We start from the raw sequence: 15,877 nt of genomic DNA, 5'->3' as shown, positions 1-15,877 counted from the left end.
GGGCCGGTCGAAAACACCCGGTCACCCCATAGCGGCGCTTGCAGGCTAGCACGGCAGCGCCGGAAAAGCCGCGGCGCCACATGGCAGGCCGCGATGGACAGCGCCTTCAGTCGGAACTGCTGGGATCCCAGTTCTCGACGGGCCTTCCGATCAGCCGAACACCCACAGACCCGCCAAACCCGCTGCGCCGACGATGATGCGCCACCAGGCGAAGAGCGCGAAGCCACGGCGCGAGACGTAGTCGAGGAAGGTCTTGACCACGAGGAGCGCCGCGAAGAAGGCCGCGACGAAGCCGACCACGATCAGCATCATGTCGTCGAAGGTCAGGGTCTTGTAATTCTTAAGGAGGTCATAGGCGAAGGCGCCCGCCATGGTCGGCATGGCGAGGAAGAACGAGAACTCCGCCGCCGCGCGTTTGCTCGCGCCGAGCAGCATGGCGCCGACAATCGTCGAACCCGAACGGGAGACGCCCGGAATCATCGCCAGGCACTGGATGAAGCCGATCTTGAGATACATCGGCAGCGGGAAGGTGGTGGCGTCGGTGTGCTTCACCTCGAGCTCGAGCTCGTCGACGACGAGCAGCACGAGCCCGCCCGCGATCAGGGCGCAGCAGACCAGGAACGGGTTGAACAGCACGCCCTTGATGAAGCCATGCAGCAAGGCGCCGATCACCGCTGCCGGCAGGAAGGCGACGAGCACGCCGATCACGAAGCGCCGTGCCGCCGGATCGGTCCGCAGCCGCAGCGCGATGTCGAGTAGCCGCCGGAAATAGACCAGCAGGATGGCAAGGATCGCGCCGAGCTGGATCAGGACCTCGAAGGTCTTGCCGTTCGATTCAAAGCCGAGAAAGTGACCGAGCAGCAGGAGATGGCCAGTGGAGGAGACCGGCAGGAACTCGGTCAGACCCTCGACGATGCCGAGCACGATCGCTTCGAACAGGTTTTGCATGGCTGTTTCCCAGGAAGCCTCAGATCGCCGCCGCGGCAGAGGTAAACCGTACCCCTCTATGGAACCAAGCTCTTTGCCAATTGGTTACCACTTCGCCAAGCCAATGCCGTGGATTCGTGGCTTCCCATGGGCAGCGGGTTGTGAGGGGGCGTAGCCGAGACTATAGCAAATGTGCGGCGCATAGCCCGATGCCTCCCCCCTTCGACAGCCCTGCTTCGGCCGCATCCATCTGTTTCAAGAGTGCAATGGCGTCCCTTCATCATTATCCGTTATGCCCGCATTCGCGCTTCATCCGGCTCGTCCTTGGCGAGTTCGGGCAGGAGGCGGAGCTGATCGAGGAGCGTGTCTGGGAGCGCCGGCGCGAGTTTCTGGAACTCAACACAGCTGGCACGACACCGGTTTTTCGCGAGGAGAACGGCTTTGCCGTCCCGGGCGCCGGACCGATCTCGGAGTATCTCGACGAGACCCGCGGGCTGGCGCTGGGCCCCCGGCGCCTGTTGCCGGAGGGGATGGCAGAGCGCGTCGAGGTTCGTCGCCTGCTCGACTGGTTCAACCTCAAATTCGATAGCGAGATCACCAACCCGCTGGTGCTCGAGAAGGTCATGAAGCGCTTCATGAGCCGGGATGAGGGCGGTGGCCCGCCGGAAATGAGCGCCATCCGCGCCGCCCGCGCCAATGTGCGCTATCATTTGCGCTATATCGCCTGGCTGACGGCCAAACGGAACTGGCTCGCAGGCAGTGCGCTGAGCTATGCCGATCTCGCCGCGGCCGCGCATCTCTCTTGCGTCGACTATCTCGGCGATGTGCCCTGGGAAGAGGACGAGGCCGCGCGCGCATGGTACGCGAGGATCAAATCCCGGCCGAGCTTCCGGCCGCTGTTGAGCGACCGGGTGCCGGGCATGGCGCCGAGCGCCCATTACGACAATCTGGACTTCTGAACGGCGAGAAGCTCAAGCGCGCGGTGCTGGAGCGCGCGAGCGCCGAAGGCTTCGTGGTCGCTCGCATCGCCTCCGCCAGTGCGATCCCCGAGGCGCCCGAACGGCTGAGCGCCTGGCTGGCGGCCGGACACCATGGCGATATGGATTGGCTGACCGAGCGCAGGGACGAACGCGCTGATCCGCGCCGGCTCTGGAGCGAGGTGCGCAGCGTCGTGATGCTCGGTGTGAGCTATGCGGGCGAGGGCGATCCGCTCGCCATCCTCGGTCAACCCGACAAGGCTGCGATTTCGCTCTATGCCCGCAGGCGCGACTATCACGATGTCATCAAGGGCCGGCTGAAGAGCGTCGCCGGGTTGCTGGCGGCTCGCGGCGGCGCAGATGTGAAGGTCTTCGTCGATACCGCGCCGGTGATGGAGAAGCCGCTGGCGCAGGCCGCGGGGCTTGGTTGGCAGGGCAAGCATACCGTACTGGTCTCGCGCGAACACGGCTCCTGGCTCTTTCTCGGCGCGATCTACACAACGGCCGAACTACCGGTCGATGGGCCGGAGCGCGACCATTGCGGTTCCTGCCGGCGTTGTCTCGATATCTGTCCGACCGACGCCTTCCCCGCGCCCTATCAGCTCGATGCGCGCCGCTGCATCGCCTATCTCACCATCGAGCATCAGGGCCATATCGACGCCGCCTTGCGGCCCGGCATCGGCAACCGCGTCTTCGGTTGCGATGATTGCCTGGCCGTATGTCCCTGGAACAAGTTCGCCGAGGCGGCGCACGAGACCCGGCTTGCGCTGAAGGACGAGCTTGAGGCATTGCCCCTGGCCGATCTCGCGGCGCTCGACGACCCATCCTTCCGCCAGCTCTTTGCCGGCACGCCGGTCAAGCGCACCGGCCGCGATCGCTTCATCCGCAATGTGCTGATCGCCATCGGCAATAGCGGCCGGCCGGATCTTGCCGCGAGCGCCGAGCGGCTGATTGCGGACGCTTCGCCGCTGGTGCGCGCCATGGCCGCCTGGGCCTTGATCAGGCTCGCGCCCGAGCGCGCGCGCGGCCTTGCCGAAGCCGCGCTGTCTGGCGAAGCAGATCCTGACGTCCGCCAGGAATGGCTTGCCTTTCTCTCCGCCCCGGAACCCGTCGCATGAAGCTTGTCATTCTTGGTCTCGGCTACTCCGCCGGGTTTTTCGCGCGTGCAGCGCAAGCGGAGGGCTGGGAGGTCACCGGTACGGTCCGATCGGCCGAGAAGGCGGGGCGTCTTAGTCGCGAGGGCTTGCATACGCTGGTCTATGACGGTTTTGCGGTATCGCGCCCCTTGGCCCAGGCCGTTGCCGAGGCTGACGCGGTCCTCGTCTCGGTCCAGCCCGATGACGAGGGCGATCCGGTTCTGAACGGACTCGGCGAGGCGCTGGCTGCTGCGCCGAACCTGCGCTGGATCGGCTATCTCTCGACCATTGGAGTTTACGGCGACCACGGCGGTGCCTGGATCGATGAAGGGGCCGAATGCCGGCCGACGAGCCGACGCTCGAAGCAGCGCCTCGAAATCGACGAAGCCTGGCTTGCCCTGGGCGAGCGCAGTGGCAAGCCGGTGCAGATATTCCGGCTCTCCGGCATTTACGGTCCCGGGCGCAATGCCATCACCAAGCTCCGCGCCGGCACCGCCAACCGCCTGATCAAGCCTGGCCAGGTCTTCAATCGCATCCATGTCGACGATATCGCCGGCATCCTGCTGGCTTCGCTGGCCAGGCCGCGAGCGGGCGCGGTCTACAACGTCACCGACAACGAGCCGGCCCCGCCACAGGACGTGATCACGCTTGCCGCCGAACTGACGGGTCTGACTCCGCCCCCCGAAGTGCCGTTCGATCCGGCAAAGCTCTCGCCCATGGCTGCGAGCTTCTACGGGGAGAACAAGCGGGTCTCGAACGCCCTGGTGACGCGCGAACTGCGCTATGAGCTGCGCTACCCCACTTACAGGGAGGCGCTGCGGGCGCTGGCGTCAGCAGGCGAGTGAGCGTTGCTCAAGCCGCGTAGCGCTGCCCTTCGTCGCCGAGATAGTCGAGATAGCGCCTGTCGATCGCCGAGACCGGCACGATGACCAGCACATCGGTGGTGCCGAACTGCTTGTCGACGACCGCACCGGAGCCGAAGCGGGCGCCGAGCCGGAGGTAGCCCTTGATCAGCGGCGGCAGCAGCTTCAGCGCCGCCTTGGCATCGACCTCTTCGATCGGCAGCCGGTCCATCGCAATATGACGCTCCGGGCGCGCCGTGGCGGACCACTCGCCCTCGGCGCGGGCATGGTGATGCAGGAAGCTCAATGGCAGCGCCAGCGCATCCGGGTCGGTGCCGTCAAAACTCGCGCAGCCGAACATCGCATCGATGCGATGGTGCCGGACATAGGCCCAGATGCCGTGCCAGAGCAGTTCCACCGTCTTCTTGGTGCGATAGGGCTTGAGCACGCAGGAGCGGCCGAGTTCGAGGAAGCGCAGGCCGCGGTGGCGTTCGATCATTCCAGAAAGATCGAATTCCGATTGGGAGTAGAAGCCGCCAAGCCGCAGAGCCGACCCTTCGCGCATCAAGCGATAGGTGCCGACGACCTTCGGTTTCAGACCGCCGAACCGGCCGCGCGCCGCATGGTCGATGACGAGGAGATGGTCGCACGCCGCGTCATAGCGATCCGCATCGCGGCGGAACATGCGGGCGACGACATCCGGCTTTGCGGACATCTCCTGGTAGAACACCCGATAGCGCAGTCGCTGCGCGCGCCAGATCTCGCGCGGGCCGCGCGCCAGCCGCACTTCCAGAGAGCCGGAGCGGCCGAGCGTTTCGCCCAGGTGATCCTGCTTCCGACTGAGGCGGCGCATGGTGTCGCCGGTGATCAGCATGAGTGGGGAGAAGCGCGACAAGAGAGGGTGGCCCGCTGGCAGCTGATTTGCCGGCTGTCGTAGGCCGCGCAACATGTCGAAGGCCATTGTCCGTCTCGTCCCTGTGCCGTCGAATCTGCAGTTCGCCAGGCTAGTACCGATGTTCCTACGGGATCGCGACAGAACTGCGTCAGAGTTGTGACTGTCCGTCAAGCGCGGAGTGTGACGCGCGGCGTTCCGGTGACACGCGCGATCCAGGCGCGAAGCGCCTCTCGGGCCAGTGGTTTAGCCAGGCAATCATTCATTCCGGCGGCCAGCGCGGCTTGCCGATCCTCCTCGGCGACATTGGCGGTGACCGCGACAATGGGTAGCAAATTTGGCCGCCCGAGCGAGGCCTCCAGGGCGCGAATCCGACGAGCGGCTTCCAATCCGTCAAGCTCAGGCATCCGGATGTCGAGCAGAATGAGATCGAAGGGCGCGCGCTTGCCCGTGAGCCCGGCCTCGATGAGAGCGACCGCTTCACGCCCGTCCCGAGCCCAGACGGCCGTGCAGCCGAGGCGTTCAAGGGTCCGTGTCACGAGCAGACCGTTGATATCGTTATCCTCCGCGATCAACACCGTCAGTTGAGGCGGACCGGGGTCCTTGGCCTGGATCGGGGTCACCCCCCGGGGCGGCAGAGTCTCCTGCCGCGGCCGGGCAGGCGGTGCAAGCCGCTCATAGAGCGAGCGGGCGCGGACCGGCTTGACGAGAAAGCCGGTGAACCCGCCAGCGAGCGGTGAACCGAATTGGCGGCGCTCAAAGGGAGACATCAGGATCAGGCACTCGCCGACACCGGCCTGCCGGGCGGCAGCAGCGACGGCGCGCGCTTCATCGACCCCGATGGCCTGGTCGATCAGGGCGGCATCGAAGCGCCGCGCGCCCGCGAGCAGCGCGAGCGCTTCTGTCACATTCCGGGCGCGCATGATCGATGCGCCGGCGATCTCCATGGTCTCAGCGAGATAGTCCGGTCCGAACGGCGCGGCAGATGCGATCAAGATCAGCTTGCCGCGCCACTCCGGCAGTACCGTAACCCGCACCCCCGCGCCGCCCTCCGGAAGCGGCAATGTAACGCGGAAGATCGCGCCCGATCCCGGCGCATTTTCTGCCGTGACCGAGCCACCCATCAAGGTCACGAGCCGGCGCACGATCGCGAGCCCGAGACCGGTGCCGTCATGACGACGGGCCGCAGAGCTGTCGGCCTGTTCGAATTCCTCGAAGATCGCCTGCAATCGCCCTGGCGGAACGCCTGGACCGGTATCGGAAACGCTGATGGCGATGGCGTCGCCCGCGCGGGCGACGCGAATGCCGACACCGCCGCTCTCGGTGAACTTGATCGCATTGCCGACGAGGTTGAGCAGGATCTGGCGCAGCCGGTCGCGGTCTCCGATCCAGTGCGAGGCGAGATCCGGTGCGAGGAAGGTCGCAATCTCGAGCCCCTTGGCCTGGGCTCGTGGCGCCATCAATTCGCTGACCGTCTCGACCAACTGGCCGAGATCGAAGCGCTCTTCGGCGAGTTCGAGTCTGCCCGCTTCGACCTTGGCGAAGTCGAGAATGTCGTCGACGAGGCCGAGCAGGGCTTCGCCCGACGTCCTGAGTGCCCGGACATAGGTGGTCTGCTCAGGGTCGAGCCTGGTGTCGTTCAGGAGGTCGGCCATGCCGAGAATCCCGTTGAGCGGCGTCCGGAACTCGTGGCTGACGGTTGCAAGGAACCGCGACTTTGCCTCGTTGGCGCTCTCGGCGCGGCTGCGCGCCTCTTCCAGCGCCTGCTCGCCGGCGATCCGGGCGGAGATATCGCGGCCGACACGCTGCAGCACGGTCTTGCCGAGGGCGACCGGCACGATGGTCTCGACCCAGGAGATCCAGCGCTCGCCTCCCTCGGGCGAAGCGATGCATTCGTCGAAGATCCGCGTGCCGTCGGTCAGTGCCTGCGCAGGTCGGCTCTCGATGACGCGCGGTGCCGTGCGGCTGCCGATGATCTCGGCCTCGGTCGCTCCGAGAAGCGCCGCATAGGCGGCATTGGCGTAGACGATGCTGCTTTCGTTCCGGCGGACGATCAGATCGCCCTGGGCCTCGATCAGGCTGCGATAGCGCTCTTCGCTATCTGCTAACGCCCAGAGACGATCGGTCAGCTTCTCCAGATCCTGGGTCATGTCCAGCGCTTGCTCCACGACGCGGTTGCGTGCGCGTAGCTGCATCACGGCGGCGACGCCGGCCAGAACGGTCAGCAGGCTGGCGAGAACAGCCCAGACCACTGGGAAAGATGGAAGCTCCATGATGCCAGCCTAGTATTCGTCCCCTTGAGAAAGCGTTCGCGCGCGAACGCTGCTTTCGCGATCGTTTGAATGAATTTGTTAACCTGGCGGCACGGATGCCGCACGCTCCGACATCAGGCGGCCTGCGCCACCTGATCGATGCGTGAACGGTAGGATAGCGCCTCCGCGAGATGGACCCGGCCGATCTTCATCTCGCCGTCGAGATCGGCAAGTGTGCGCGCGACTTTCAGAACACGATGGTAGCCGCGCGCTGTCAGCCTCAGGGCCTCGGCGGCGTCGCGCAGGAGCGAAATGCCGGCATTGTCCGGCCGGGCGATCTGGTCGAGCACGGGCGCCGGGCACGCGGCGTTGGTCGCGATCTCGGAGAGGCCGAGCGCCTCGAAGCGCGCCGTCTGCACCTGGCGCGCCACGGCGACCCGGGCCGCGACCTCCGCCGAGCCTTCGCTGTCGGCCGGCAGAAACAGGTCCGTTGCGGTTACGGCCGGCACATCGATGACGATGTCGATGCGGTCGAGCATCGGACCTGAGATCCGGGTCTGATACTGGGCCATGCAACGCTCGTTCGGCTGCCGCCGGCAGGCATAGCCCGGTTCGGTTGCCTTGCCGCATCGGCACGGGTTCATTGCGGCGACAAGCTGGAATCGCGCGGGGTAGATGGCGCGGTGGTTGGCGCGCGAGATCAGCACCTCGCCGGTCTCCATCGGCTGGCGCAGCGCGTCGAGGGCCTGAGCCTGGAACTCCGGCAATTCATCGAGGAAAAGCACGCCGTGATGGGCGAGCGAAACCTCGCCGGGCTTGGCCTGCAGGCCGCCACCGACGAGTGCCGCCATCGAGGCCGAGTGATGCGGCGCGCGAAAGGGGCGGCGATCGGTCAGCGCTCCCTCGGCGAGATGCCCGGCGACGGAATGCACCATCGAGACCTCGAGCAGTTCGCGCGGCGAAAGCGGCGGCAGGATCGAGGGCAGGCGGCTCGCCAGCATCGACTTGCCGGCACCGGGAGGCCCGTTCATCAGGAGATTATGGCCGCCGGCGGCGGCGATCTCCAGCACGCGGCGCGCGCTTTCCTGGCCGCGAATATCGGCGAGATCGGGCAGGGGCCCGGATTGCCGGGCCACGGACGGCACTGGCCGGGCCATCACCTGCGTACCCTTGAAATGGTTCGCGAGCTGGATCAGCGAGCGCGGATTAAGGATATCGACATCGGCGGCAGCCCAGGCGGCCTCCGGGCCGCAGGCGGCGGGGCAGATAAGCCCTTGTCCGCGGGCATAGGCGGCCATCGCTGCTGGCAGGACGCCTGCGACGGAGGTGATGGAGCCGTCGAGCGCAAGTTCGCCGAGGACTGTATAGCCGGCGAGCGCATCGGCAGGGATCGCGCCGATGGCGGCCATGACCGCTAGTGCGATCGGGAGATCGTAATGGCTGCCCTCCTTTGGCAGATCGGCCGGCGCCAGATTGACCGTGATGCGCTTGGCCGGCAGCGCCAGTCCCGATGCGATCAGCGCGGCACGCACTCGCTCGCGGCTTTCCGCCACCGCCTTGTCCGGCAAGCCGACCAGAAGGAAGGCGACGCCGCCCGCTGTGACCTGGACCTGCACGTCGACGGCGCGCGCCTCGATGCCCTCGAACGCAACCGTCGCGACCCGCGTGACCATCCGCGCCTCCCTGTTCCCTTGGGGGAGGCTAGCGAATGCTCAGCTCACTGGCAAGAACATATCGGGAACTCAGGCCGGCGCCACGCTGGCCCGCCGCGCCCCCACCTGACGCAGCAGGACGGGGGCTGCGATGACGAGCCCCGCCAGGACACTGGCCGGGGTCGCCAGGATCATCGGCAGGGCGGCGATGCCGACGACAACGCGTTCCCACATTGCCAGCGGGGCCAGGAACCAGCCGGCGAAAGCGGCAGAGAGGAAGGTGATGCTGGCGATGCAGGCCGCGGTCGAGCCGATCAGCTCGGTCCAGGTGAAGCCCGGCGCCATGATCAGCATCGAGGGAGAAAACACGAAGACGAAGGGTACCAGCACCTTGCCGAGCGCCAGCCGGAAGGCGGTGTTGCCGGTCTTGAACGGATCGGCGCCGGCCATGCTCGCTCCGGCATAGGCTGCGATCGCGACTGGTGGGGTCACATCGGCGAGGACCCCGTAATAGAACACGAAGAAATGCGCCACCAGCGGGTTGACGCCGAGCAGGCCGAGCGCCGGCGCGGCCACCGTCACCATGATGATGTAGTTCGCCGTGGTGGGCACGCCGCAGCCGAGCAGGATGCAGACGATGCCGGTGAGCAGCAGCGTGAAGAACAGCGTCGCCGACTTGATGTCGAAGGGCAGGAACGGCACGAGATCGAGCACGCCCTTGGCCCATTGATCGGCGAGCGAGGTCACGATCCAGGAGATCTTGAAGCCGACGCCGGTCAGCGTCACCACGCCGACGATGATGCCGACGGTCGCCGCCGCCGCGCCGACGCCAATGGCGTATTTGGCGCCGAGGATGAAGGCATCGACCATGTCGTTCATGCGCCGGCGCCCCTCGTCCGAGCGCATCAGCACGCCATGCGCCATCACCGCGAAACAGGCCAGCGTGAAGGTCGCGTTGACGCCGGGCACGCGCAGGAACTCGGTTGGCGCGGCAAGGCCGATGGCGAGCGCGAAGGCGAGGGCCGAGGCGGCGCGATACTGCGCGAGGCCAACCAGCATGCAGCCGGTGATGCCCCAGAACGCAGCGAGATAGGGCGTATAGCCGGTGAACAGCACCAGGATCAGCGCAAAGAGGGGCGCGATCGTCGGCCAGTCGCGGGCAAAGACTTCACGGAGATTCGGAATCTCGGCATCGGTCAGGCCGCGCATGCCGGAGCGCTTCGCCTCGAAATGCACCTGCATCAGCACGCCGAAGAAATGCATGAAGGCGGGGATGATCGCGGCGATGACGATCGTCGCGTAGGGCAGGTTCAGGAATTCGACCATCAGGAAAGCGGCGGCGCCCATGATCGGCGGGGTGATCTGCCCCCCGGTCGCGGCCGTCGATTCGACGGCTGCCGCAAAATGGCGCTGGTAGCCGAGCCGGATCATCATCGGGATCGTCAGTGAGCCGACCGTCACGGTATTGGCGACGGAGGAGCCCGAGATCATGCCGAACAGGGCGGAGCCGAAGATCGAGATCTTTGCCGGTCCGCCGGCGAAGCGCCCGGCGAGCGCAGCCGCTACGCCGAGGAAGAGCCGGCCGAGCCCGATCCGCGTGGCGAGCACGCCAAACAGCACGAAATGGAAGACATAGGTTGCGACCACGCCAAGCGCGACGCCATAGACGCCCTGGCTGGTCAGATAGAGATGGTTGACGAGGGTCGACCAGGTCGCGCCCGGGTGCAGGAAGATGCCGGGAAACCAGTTGCCGAAGATCGCGTAGACAATGGCGAAGAGCGCGATCATCGGCAGCCCCCAGCCGATCGCGCGCCGCGTCGCCTCGATCATCAGCACGATGGTGATCGTGCCCATGACGACGTCGAGCGTAGAGGGATTGCCGACGCGGAAGACCATGTCCTCGAAGATCCAGGGCACGTAAAGGCTCGAGATCGCCACCGCGACGGCGCAGATCCAATCGTAGAGCGGCACGCCCCCCGGCCGCAGCAGCGTCGAGGCGTGCACCGTCTGGGCATCGCTCTTGCGGGCCGAGAACACCAGGAAGATCAGGCTGAGCACGAAGGCGAGATGGATGCCGCGATGCGTCGTCTCGCGCAGTAGTCCGAAGCCGGCCGTGTAGTAGTGGAAAGCCGAGAGTGCGAGCAGCAATCCGCCGATGATCAGCGAGGTGCCATGCGGCACCTTGCGGAACTGCATTTCCGGATCGAGTTCTTCCTCGAGCTTGGCGAGTTCGGCGGCGGAGGGCTGGGTTGTCATGTCAAAACTCAACGGCAAACCCCTCTCCCGGATGGGGAGAGGGGCAGGGGTGAGGGAAAGCGAGGTCTGAACGGGGAGGATTTGCCGGAGGCCTCTCGCGTGAGGCCTCGCGCCGTCTCCCTTGGCCCCTTTCCCATGCGGGAAAGGGGAGGTCGCGGCGGCTTACTTCAGTAGCCCGGCTTCCTTGTAGAACTTCTCGGCGCCGGGATGCAGCGGCACGCCCTGCAGGCCCGACAGCGCGGTCTCCTTGCGGATCGCCTTGCCCTTGGCATGGCCGGCATCGAGCGCGGCGCGGGCCTTGTCGCTCCACAGGGCCTTGGTCACGGCATAGACGGTGTCGGCAGAAACCTTGGCGGAAGTCACCCAATGCGCGCCGACGGCGACGGTCTTGATCGCGCCGACATCCTTGTACGTGCCGGCCGGGATTTCGTCGGCGGCGAAGAAGGGGAACTCCTTGGAGAGCTTCTCGGCCTGCGGTCCGGAGATCGGCAGGATGTCGATGCCCGAGCCGGTCGAGGCCAGCTCCGAAATCGCGGCAGCGGGGAAGCCGCCGGTGAAGAAGAAGGCGTCGACCGAGCCGTCCTTCATCTTCTCGGCTGCCTGGTTCGGCTTGAGGAATTCGGCCGAGATGTCCTTCTCGGTAATGCCATAGGCGTTGAGGATCGCCTTGGCGTTGAGCAGCGTGCCGGAGCCCGGCTCGTCGAGCGAGACCTTCTTGCCCTTGAGATCGGCGACGCTCTTCACATTCGAGGCCTTGCGGACGACGAGATGGACCGACTCGGGATAGAGGTTGGCGATCGAGCGCAGATCGGCGACCTTCGGCTTGCCCTCGTAGACGCCGGTGCCGGAATAAGCCCAATAGGCGACATCAGCCTGGACGAAGCCGGATTCGGCCGCGCCGCCGACGATCGCGTTGACATTGGCGACCGAGCCGTTGCTGGCGACGGCCGTTGCGACCAGTTGCGGGGGCGCCGAGATCGCATTCGCGATCAGGCCACCGATCGGGTAGTAGGTGCCGGCCGTGCCGCCCGTTCCGATGCGGAAGAAGGCTGGCGCCTGGGCAAAGGCGAGGCCCGCTGCAAACGCAACGCCGCCGAGCACGAGACCTGCGGCCGCAAGTTTCGATCTGAAAGTCATGGTCATGTCACGGAAGCTCCCTATGAACCCGGGAGTGTTCGCAGCTTTTGCCGGCTGATCAAGTGCGCGACTGGCAATGCCGGCGCGTTTTGCACGCAGGGCGCGCAATAGTGTGGCTAATTCGGGGCACAGGGGGGCGGCCCCCGGTGCAGCGCGGCCCGTCTCAGTGTCCGTTTGCGCCGCCGGCCTTGCCCTGCGCATCGCCGGAAATCCGGTCGCTGAGAGCCATCAACAGGCCCGAGCTGACGAAGACGAGATGGATCGCGACATACCACATCAGGTCGCGGTCGCTGGTGCCCTTCACGTTCATGAAGGCCTTCAGCACCTGGATGGCGGAGATGGCGACGATCGAGGAGATCAGCTTCAGCTTCAGCCCGGAGAAATCGATCTTCGACATCCAGTCCRGCCAGTCGCGATGCGCATTGGTATCGATCTTCGAGACGAAATTCTCGTAACCCGAAAAGATCACGATCACGATCAGGGAGCCGGTGAAGGTCAGGTCGACCAGCGCCAGCACGCCGAGGATCACGTCCGCTTCGCTGGCGGTGAAGACATGGCTCAGGACGTGGAACGCCTCCTGCAACGCCTTGATCAGCAGCCCGGCGAGGGCCAGCACGAGCAGGATGTAGAACGGGGCAAGCAGCCAGCGGCTGGCGAAGAGGATGGATTCCAGAATTCGGGTCGCTGCGGAGGGCCGGTGAACGGGCCCGTTCCCGGCTTCCATCTCGCGCTCGCCCATCGTCCTGCCCCTGCGTGATCGTCTCGACGCTTCTTGCCATGATGCGAAGAAGCCCCGCAAGCGAGCCTGCGGGGCCTCCTTATCGGTTTGGGGCTGGGCGTGATCAGGCGTCGACGCCGACGCCGATCTGGCAGGCGACGCCGGTGCCGCCGAGGCCGCAATAGCCTGCCGGATTCTTGGCGAGATATTGCTGGTGGTAGTCCTCGGCGAAATAGAAGGCGGGCGCGTCGAGGATTTCCGTGCTGATCGGTCCGTAGCCGCGCGAGGCGAGGGCGCTCTGGTAATCTGCCTTGCTGCGTTCGGCAGCCAGCTTCTGTGCCTCGTCGAAGACATAGATGCCGGAGCGGTACTGGGTGCCGACATCATTGCCCTGCCGCATGCCCTGCGTCGGGTCGTGATTCTCCCAGAAGGTCTTGAGCAGGGCCTCGTAGGAGAGCCTGGCCGGATCGAAGACCACGAGCACGACTTCGTTATGCCCGGTCAGCCCGCTGCACACCTCCTCATAGCTCGGGTTGGGTGTGATGCCTCCGGCATAGCCGACCGCGGTGACCCAGATGCCGTGCTCGATCTGCCAGAACTTGCGTTCAGCCCCCCAGAAACAACCGAGGCCGAACAGGGCCTTCTGCGTCCCGGCGGGATACGGGCCCTGCAACGGGCGATCGTTCAGGAAATGGCGCTCGGCTGTCGGGATCGGCTCGGACCGGCCGGGCAGGGCCTCGGCCGGGCTGGGCAGGGTCGTCTTCTTGCGCAGGGAGAACATGATCGGCTCCATCCTCCAACAGTTGCTCCCGAGATAAGCATGGCGCCGCCGTTCCGACAGGCGCTCGCCCTGCATGGCCCTTCACCGTCGCGTGACGATACCGACCTGCGGCTCGGGCCTCGCGCCGAGCCAGAGCAGGAGGAAACCGAGCACCAGCGCGACCAGCGCGACGGGCGACCGCATCAGCGAGAGCAGCATCGGGTCCCAGAGCAGCGGATGGAGATTGCGCTCGATGGCTGGCTGCAGCAGCGGATAGCGCGTCGGCAGCAGAATGAGGAGGATTTCGCCGAGCGGCGTGAACTGAAGCGAGGAATTGGCGATCGAACGCGCGCCGTCGATGACCAGCGCCACGAATCCGCTGGCGACAGCAAGATAACCCAGCAAACGGATGAAAAAACGCAGCATCCCGCCCCATTCCCCGCACGCGCCCTTCGCATCCGATGTGCCCATTCGGGCACGGCTTTGCAACCTTGTCCGGCGCTCTCCACGCAAGAATACGAAAAGCGCGTTTCAGGCCTTGAAAGAAGCCGGCTCGGCGGTCATAAGCAGCCCGCCGGACAGGTGGCCGAGTGGTTGAAGGCGCACGCCTGGAAAGTGTGTATACGGGAAACCGTATCGCGGGTTCGAATCCCGCCCTGTCCGCCATTTCAAAACAGAACCGGCCACGTCGAGCGTGGTCGATTTTTGCGCCGGGTCCTGCGGCAAGGGGCCTGAGCAGATCCCCTTTCGATGCCATGATGCGCATCTGGCTTCCCGTAACCTCGACGCGTTGGGGCGGCGCCCCGAGGTGACCGCGGGATAATCGTCGCTGCGGGCTGCATTCGCGCTCTGGCCGCTTTTCGCGAATATGCGAACCAGCGAGGCATGACGACCTTCTGCCCTGAACGTTCCAGCGGGGTCCGCACGCGGTCGGCGCCGGCTCTCGCCTGATCCCGGATCGCCTCGGGGCCGGTGATGTGGCCCTTCAGCGCCGGACCGTCCCGAAAGGGCTCCACCCGCTTCACCGGGGCGGCTCGCTACCGTGAATGACGCCAATATGCCGCAGCGAGACGGCAGCGAGGATGGCGAGGAGTGAAACGCTCACGGCACTGAACATGGCCGCGGTGCTGAACCCTGCTGTGAACGCAGCCTGCGCCTCTTCCATCAGGCCGACAGGCAGCTGCGACGCAACCGAGGATGCCGCCCACAAKCTGTCTCCAACGGCCTCTTGCGCTTGATGACCGAGATGATCAGGCATGCGGTCGAGCATGGCTCGGCGATAGATGGCGGTGGCGAGGCTGCCAAGCACTGCAATGCCGAGCGATACGCCGAGGTCCTGCACCGTCTCGGACATCGCCGATGCCGAGCCTGCCTTGTCGGCGGGGGCCGATCCAACCACGAGGTCCGTACCCAGCGCAGCGATCGTGCCAAGCCCGAGATAGGCCAACGAGAAGCCGGCGACGACAATGGCCACGCCGGACGCGCTGTTATCCAGTTGGGTCAGCATCAGATAGCCCGCAACCGACAACCCCAGCGCTCCGGCCACCACGAAGCCGGGGCGAACGCGCCGGGCAATCAGCGGTGCCGTGACGCCGGCCGCGACCATGGCAAGCGCGGGCGGCCCCATCCAGAGACCCGCGACCAGTGGAGAAAATCCGGCCACGAGCTGCAGATATTGCGTGACCAGCAGCATCGAGCCGCCGACCGCGACGAGGCCAAAGAGGAGCACGATCAACGCCACGCTGAAAGCTCTGTTGGCAAACAGCGACATGTCGAGCAGCGGGTCGGCGAGGCGCTGCTGCCGGCGCACGAACAGCGTGGCGAAGGCAAGTCCCATCGCAATGGCGCCGACCGGATGAAGTCCGAAGCCATCCTTGGCGACCTGCTTGATGCCATAGACCGAAGGCAGCATGGCGGCGAGCGAAAGGCCGACGCTCGCAAGGTCCAGCCTGCCGACATGTGATGCGCGATACTCGGGCAGAAGGACAGGCGCCAGCAAAAGCAGCAGGCCGACAACGGGCACGGCTATGAGAAAGGCTGCACCCCACCAGAAATGCTCCAGCAGTACGCCGCCCACGACCGGTCCAAGCGCCATGCCGAGCGCGAACATGGTCGCCCAAATTCCAAAGCCAAGAGCGCGCTGCCTTGGATCGGCGAACATGTTCGTGATGAGCGCCAGCGTCGACGGCATCAGCGTTGCGGCGGCTACTCCGAGCACTGCCCGGGCCGCGATCAGCATCACGGCACTCGTGGAGAAGGCGGCGAGCGCCGAGGCGACGGCGAAGGCAGCCGCCCCCATCATCAGAAGCTTGCGGCGGCCGATACGAT

Annotated in this window: 13 protein-coding genes and 1 tRNA gene (1 of these 14 cut by a window edge); 4 read left to right on the top strand and 10 right to left on the bottom strand. The window is 65.9% G+C overall.

From position 1 onward, the window contains the following. Positions 1-150: 150 nt before the first annotated feature. Positions 151-948 carry an undecaprenyl-diphosphate phosphatase gene (locus AC1DW9_RS12060; protein WP_476855099.1) on the bottom strand — a complete coding sequence of 266 codons (798 nt, stop codon included), beginning with the start codon at positions 946-948 and terminating at the stop codon, positions 151-153. Between the two features lie 245 nt (positions 949-1,193). On the opposite strand from AC1DW9_RS12060, the gene AC1DW9_RS12055 reads away from it, so the two are divergent. Genes AC1DW9_RS12055 through AC1DW9_RS12045 form a run of 3 tightly spaced genes read left to right on the top strand, consistent with a single transcriptional unit; the run spans position 1,194 to position 3,885 of the window. After that, positions 1,194-1,886 (top strand): glutathione S-transferase family protein, encoded by a 693-nt coding sequence (locus tag AC1DW9_RS12055; protein WP_441506299.1) that lies wholly within the window; start codon positions 1,194-1,196, stop codon positions 1,884-1,886. After that, complete coding sequence (gene queG, locus AC1DW9_RS12050) at positions 1,784-3,022, top strand: tRNA epoxyqueuosine(34) reductase QueG (RefSeq protein ID WP_441506298.1); 1,239 nt, start codon at positions 1,784-1,786, stop codon at positions 3,020-3,022. The genes AC1DW9_RS12055 and queG overlap by 103 nt, the downstream gene beginning before the upstream one ends. Continuing rightward, complete coding sequence (locus AC1DW9_RS12045; RefSeq protein ID WP_476767918.1) at positions 3,019-3,885, top strand: SDR family oxidoreductase; 867 nt, start codon at positions 3,019-3,021, stop codon at positions 3,883-3,885. The genes queG and AC1DW9_RS12045 overlap by 4 nt, the downstream gene beginning before the upstream one ends. A 7-nt stretch (positions 3,886-3,892) precedes the next feature. Here AC1DW9_RS12045 and olsB read toward each other — a convergent pair whose 3' ends face one another. From olsB to AC1DW9_RS12005, 8 genes are all read right to left on the bottom strand, one after another. After that, the gene (gene olsB, locus AC1DW9_RS12040; RefSeq protein WP_441506422.1) at positions 3,893-4,756 is read right to left on the bottom strand and encodes a l-ornithine N(alpha)-acyltransferase; all 864 of its coding nucleotides are present in this window, start codon (positions 4,754-4,756) and stop codon (positions 3,893-3,895) included. Positions 4,757-4,944: 188 nt separating this feature from the next. Continuing rightward, positions 4,945-7,047, bottom strand: coding sequence for an ATP-binding protein (locus tag AC1DW9_RS12035; protein ID WP_441506296.1), 2,103 nt, complete (start codon positions 7,045-7,047; stop codon positions 4,945-4,947). A gap of 113 nt (positions 7,048-7,160) precedes the next feature. Beyond that, positions 7,161-8,699, bottom strand: coding sequence for a YifB family Mg chelatase-like AAA ATPase (locus tag AC1DW9_RS12030; protein ID WP_441506295.1), 1,539 nt, complete (start codon positions 8,697-8,699; stop codon positions 7,161-7,163). Between the two features lie 69 nt (positions 8,700-8,768). Then, positions 8,769-10,934, bottom strand: a complete 2,166-nt coding sequence (locus AC1DW9_RS12025) for a TRAP transporter permease (protein ID WP_441506294.1) — start codon at positions 10,932-10,934, stop codon at positions 8,769-8,771. 162 nt (positions 10,935-11,096) lie between these two features. Beyond that, positions 11,097-12,071: a TAXI family TRAP transporter solute-binding subunit gene (locus AC1DW9_RS12020; RefSeq protein WP_441506421.1), complete on the bottom strand. Its 975-nt coding sequence runs from the start codon at positions 12,069-12,071 to the stop codon at positions 11,097-11,099. Positions 12,072-12,234: 163 nt separating this feature from the next. Continuing rightward, on the bottom strand, positions 12,235-12,810 hold the full coding sequence (locus AC1DW9_RS12015; RefSeq protein WP_476855098.1) for a TIGR00645 family protein: 576 nt from the start codon (positions 12,808-12,810) through the stop codon (positions 12,235-12,237). Between the two features lie 103 nt (positions 12,811-12,913). Next, positions 12,914-13,570 carry a peptide-methionine (S)-S-oxide reductase MsrA gene (gene msrA, locus AC1DW9_RS12010; protein WP_441506293.1) on the bottom strand — a complete coding sequence of 219 codons (657 nt, stop codon included), beginning with the start codon at positions 13,568-13,570 and terminating at the stop codon, positions 12,914-12,916. A gap of 81 nt (positions 13,571-13,651) precedes the next feature. Continuing rightward, positions 13,652-13,975, bottom strand: a complete 324-nt coding sequence (locus AC1DW9_RS12005) for a hypothetical protein (protein ID WP_441506292.1) — start codon at positions 13,973-13,975, stop codon at positions 13,652-13,654. Between the two features lie 150 nt (positions 13,976-14,125). Here AC1DW9_RS12005 and AC1DW9_RS12000 point away from each other — a divergent pair. Next, positions 14,126-14,215: transfer RNA gene (locus AC1DW9_RS12000), tRNA-Ser, on the top strand. 355 nt (positions 14,216-14,570) lie between these two features. Here the strand turns inward: AC1DW9_RS12000 and AC1DW9_RS11995 are convergent. Then, positions 14,571-15,877, bottom strand: the 3' portion of a protein-coding gene (locus tag AC1DW9_RS11995) for an MFS transporter (RefSeq protein WP_476855097.1). It continues 274 nt past the right edge of the window; only the last 1,307 of its 1,581 coding nucleotides appear in the window; the start codon falls outside the window, past its right edge; it ends in the stop codon at positions 14,571-14,573.

This window comes from Allobosea sp. P4_E12 (assembly GCF_056401655.1).
The sequence above is the reverse complement of the archived record's forward strand: the minus strand, read 5'-3'. Positions and strand labels throughout refer to the sequence as shown.

Excerpts from the sequence above, each read along its gene's own strand:
- AC1DW9_RS12060 (WP_476855099.1), bottom strand. The coding sequence starts at position 948 with ATGCAAAACCTGTTCGAAGCGATCGTGCTCGGCATCGTCGAGGGTCTG.
- AC1DW9_RS12055 (WP_441506299.1), top strand. The coding sequence starts at position 1,194 with ATGGCGTCCCTTCATCATTATCCGTTATGCCCGCATTCGCGCTTCATC.
- queG (WP_441506298.1), top strand. The coding sequence starts at position 1,784 with ATGGTACGCGAGGATCAAATCCCGGCCGAGCTTCCGGCCGCTGTTGAG.
- AC1DW9_RS12045 (WP_476767918.1), top strand. The coding sequence starts at position 3,019 with ATGAAGCTTGTCATTCTTGGTCTCGGCTACTCCGCCGGGTTTTTCGCG.
- olsB (WP_441506422.1), bottom strand. The coding sequence starts at position 4,756 with ATGCTGATCACCGGCGACACCATGCGCCGCCTCAGTCGGAAGCAGGAT.
- AC1DW9_RS12035 (WP_441506296.1), bottom strand. The coding sequence starts at position 7,047 with ATGGAGCTTCCATCTTTCCCAGTGGTCTGGGCTGTTCTCGCCAGCCTG.
- AC1DW9_RS12030 (WP_441506295.1), bottom strand. The coding sequence starts at position 8,699 with ATGGTCACGCGGGTCGCGACGGTTGCGTTCGAGGGCATCGAGGCGCGC.
- AC1DW9_RS12025 (WP_441506294.1), bottom strand. The coding sequence starts at position 10,934 with ATGACAACCCAGCCCTCCGCCGCCGAACTCGCCAAGCTCGAGGAAGAA.
- AC1DW9_RS12020 (WP_441506421.1), bottom strand. The coding sequence starts at position 12,071 with ATGACTTTCAGATCGAAACTTGCGGCCGCAGGTCTCGTGCTCGGCGGC.
- msrA (WP_441506293.1), bottom strand. The coding sequence starts at position 13,570 with ATGTTCTCCCTGCGCAAGAAGACGACCCTGCCCAGCCCGGCCGAGGCC.
- AC1DW9_RS12005 (WP_441506292.1), bottom strand. The coding sequence starts at position 13,975 with ATGCTGCGTTTTTTCATCCGTTTGCTGGGTTATCTTGCTGTCGCCAGC.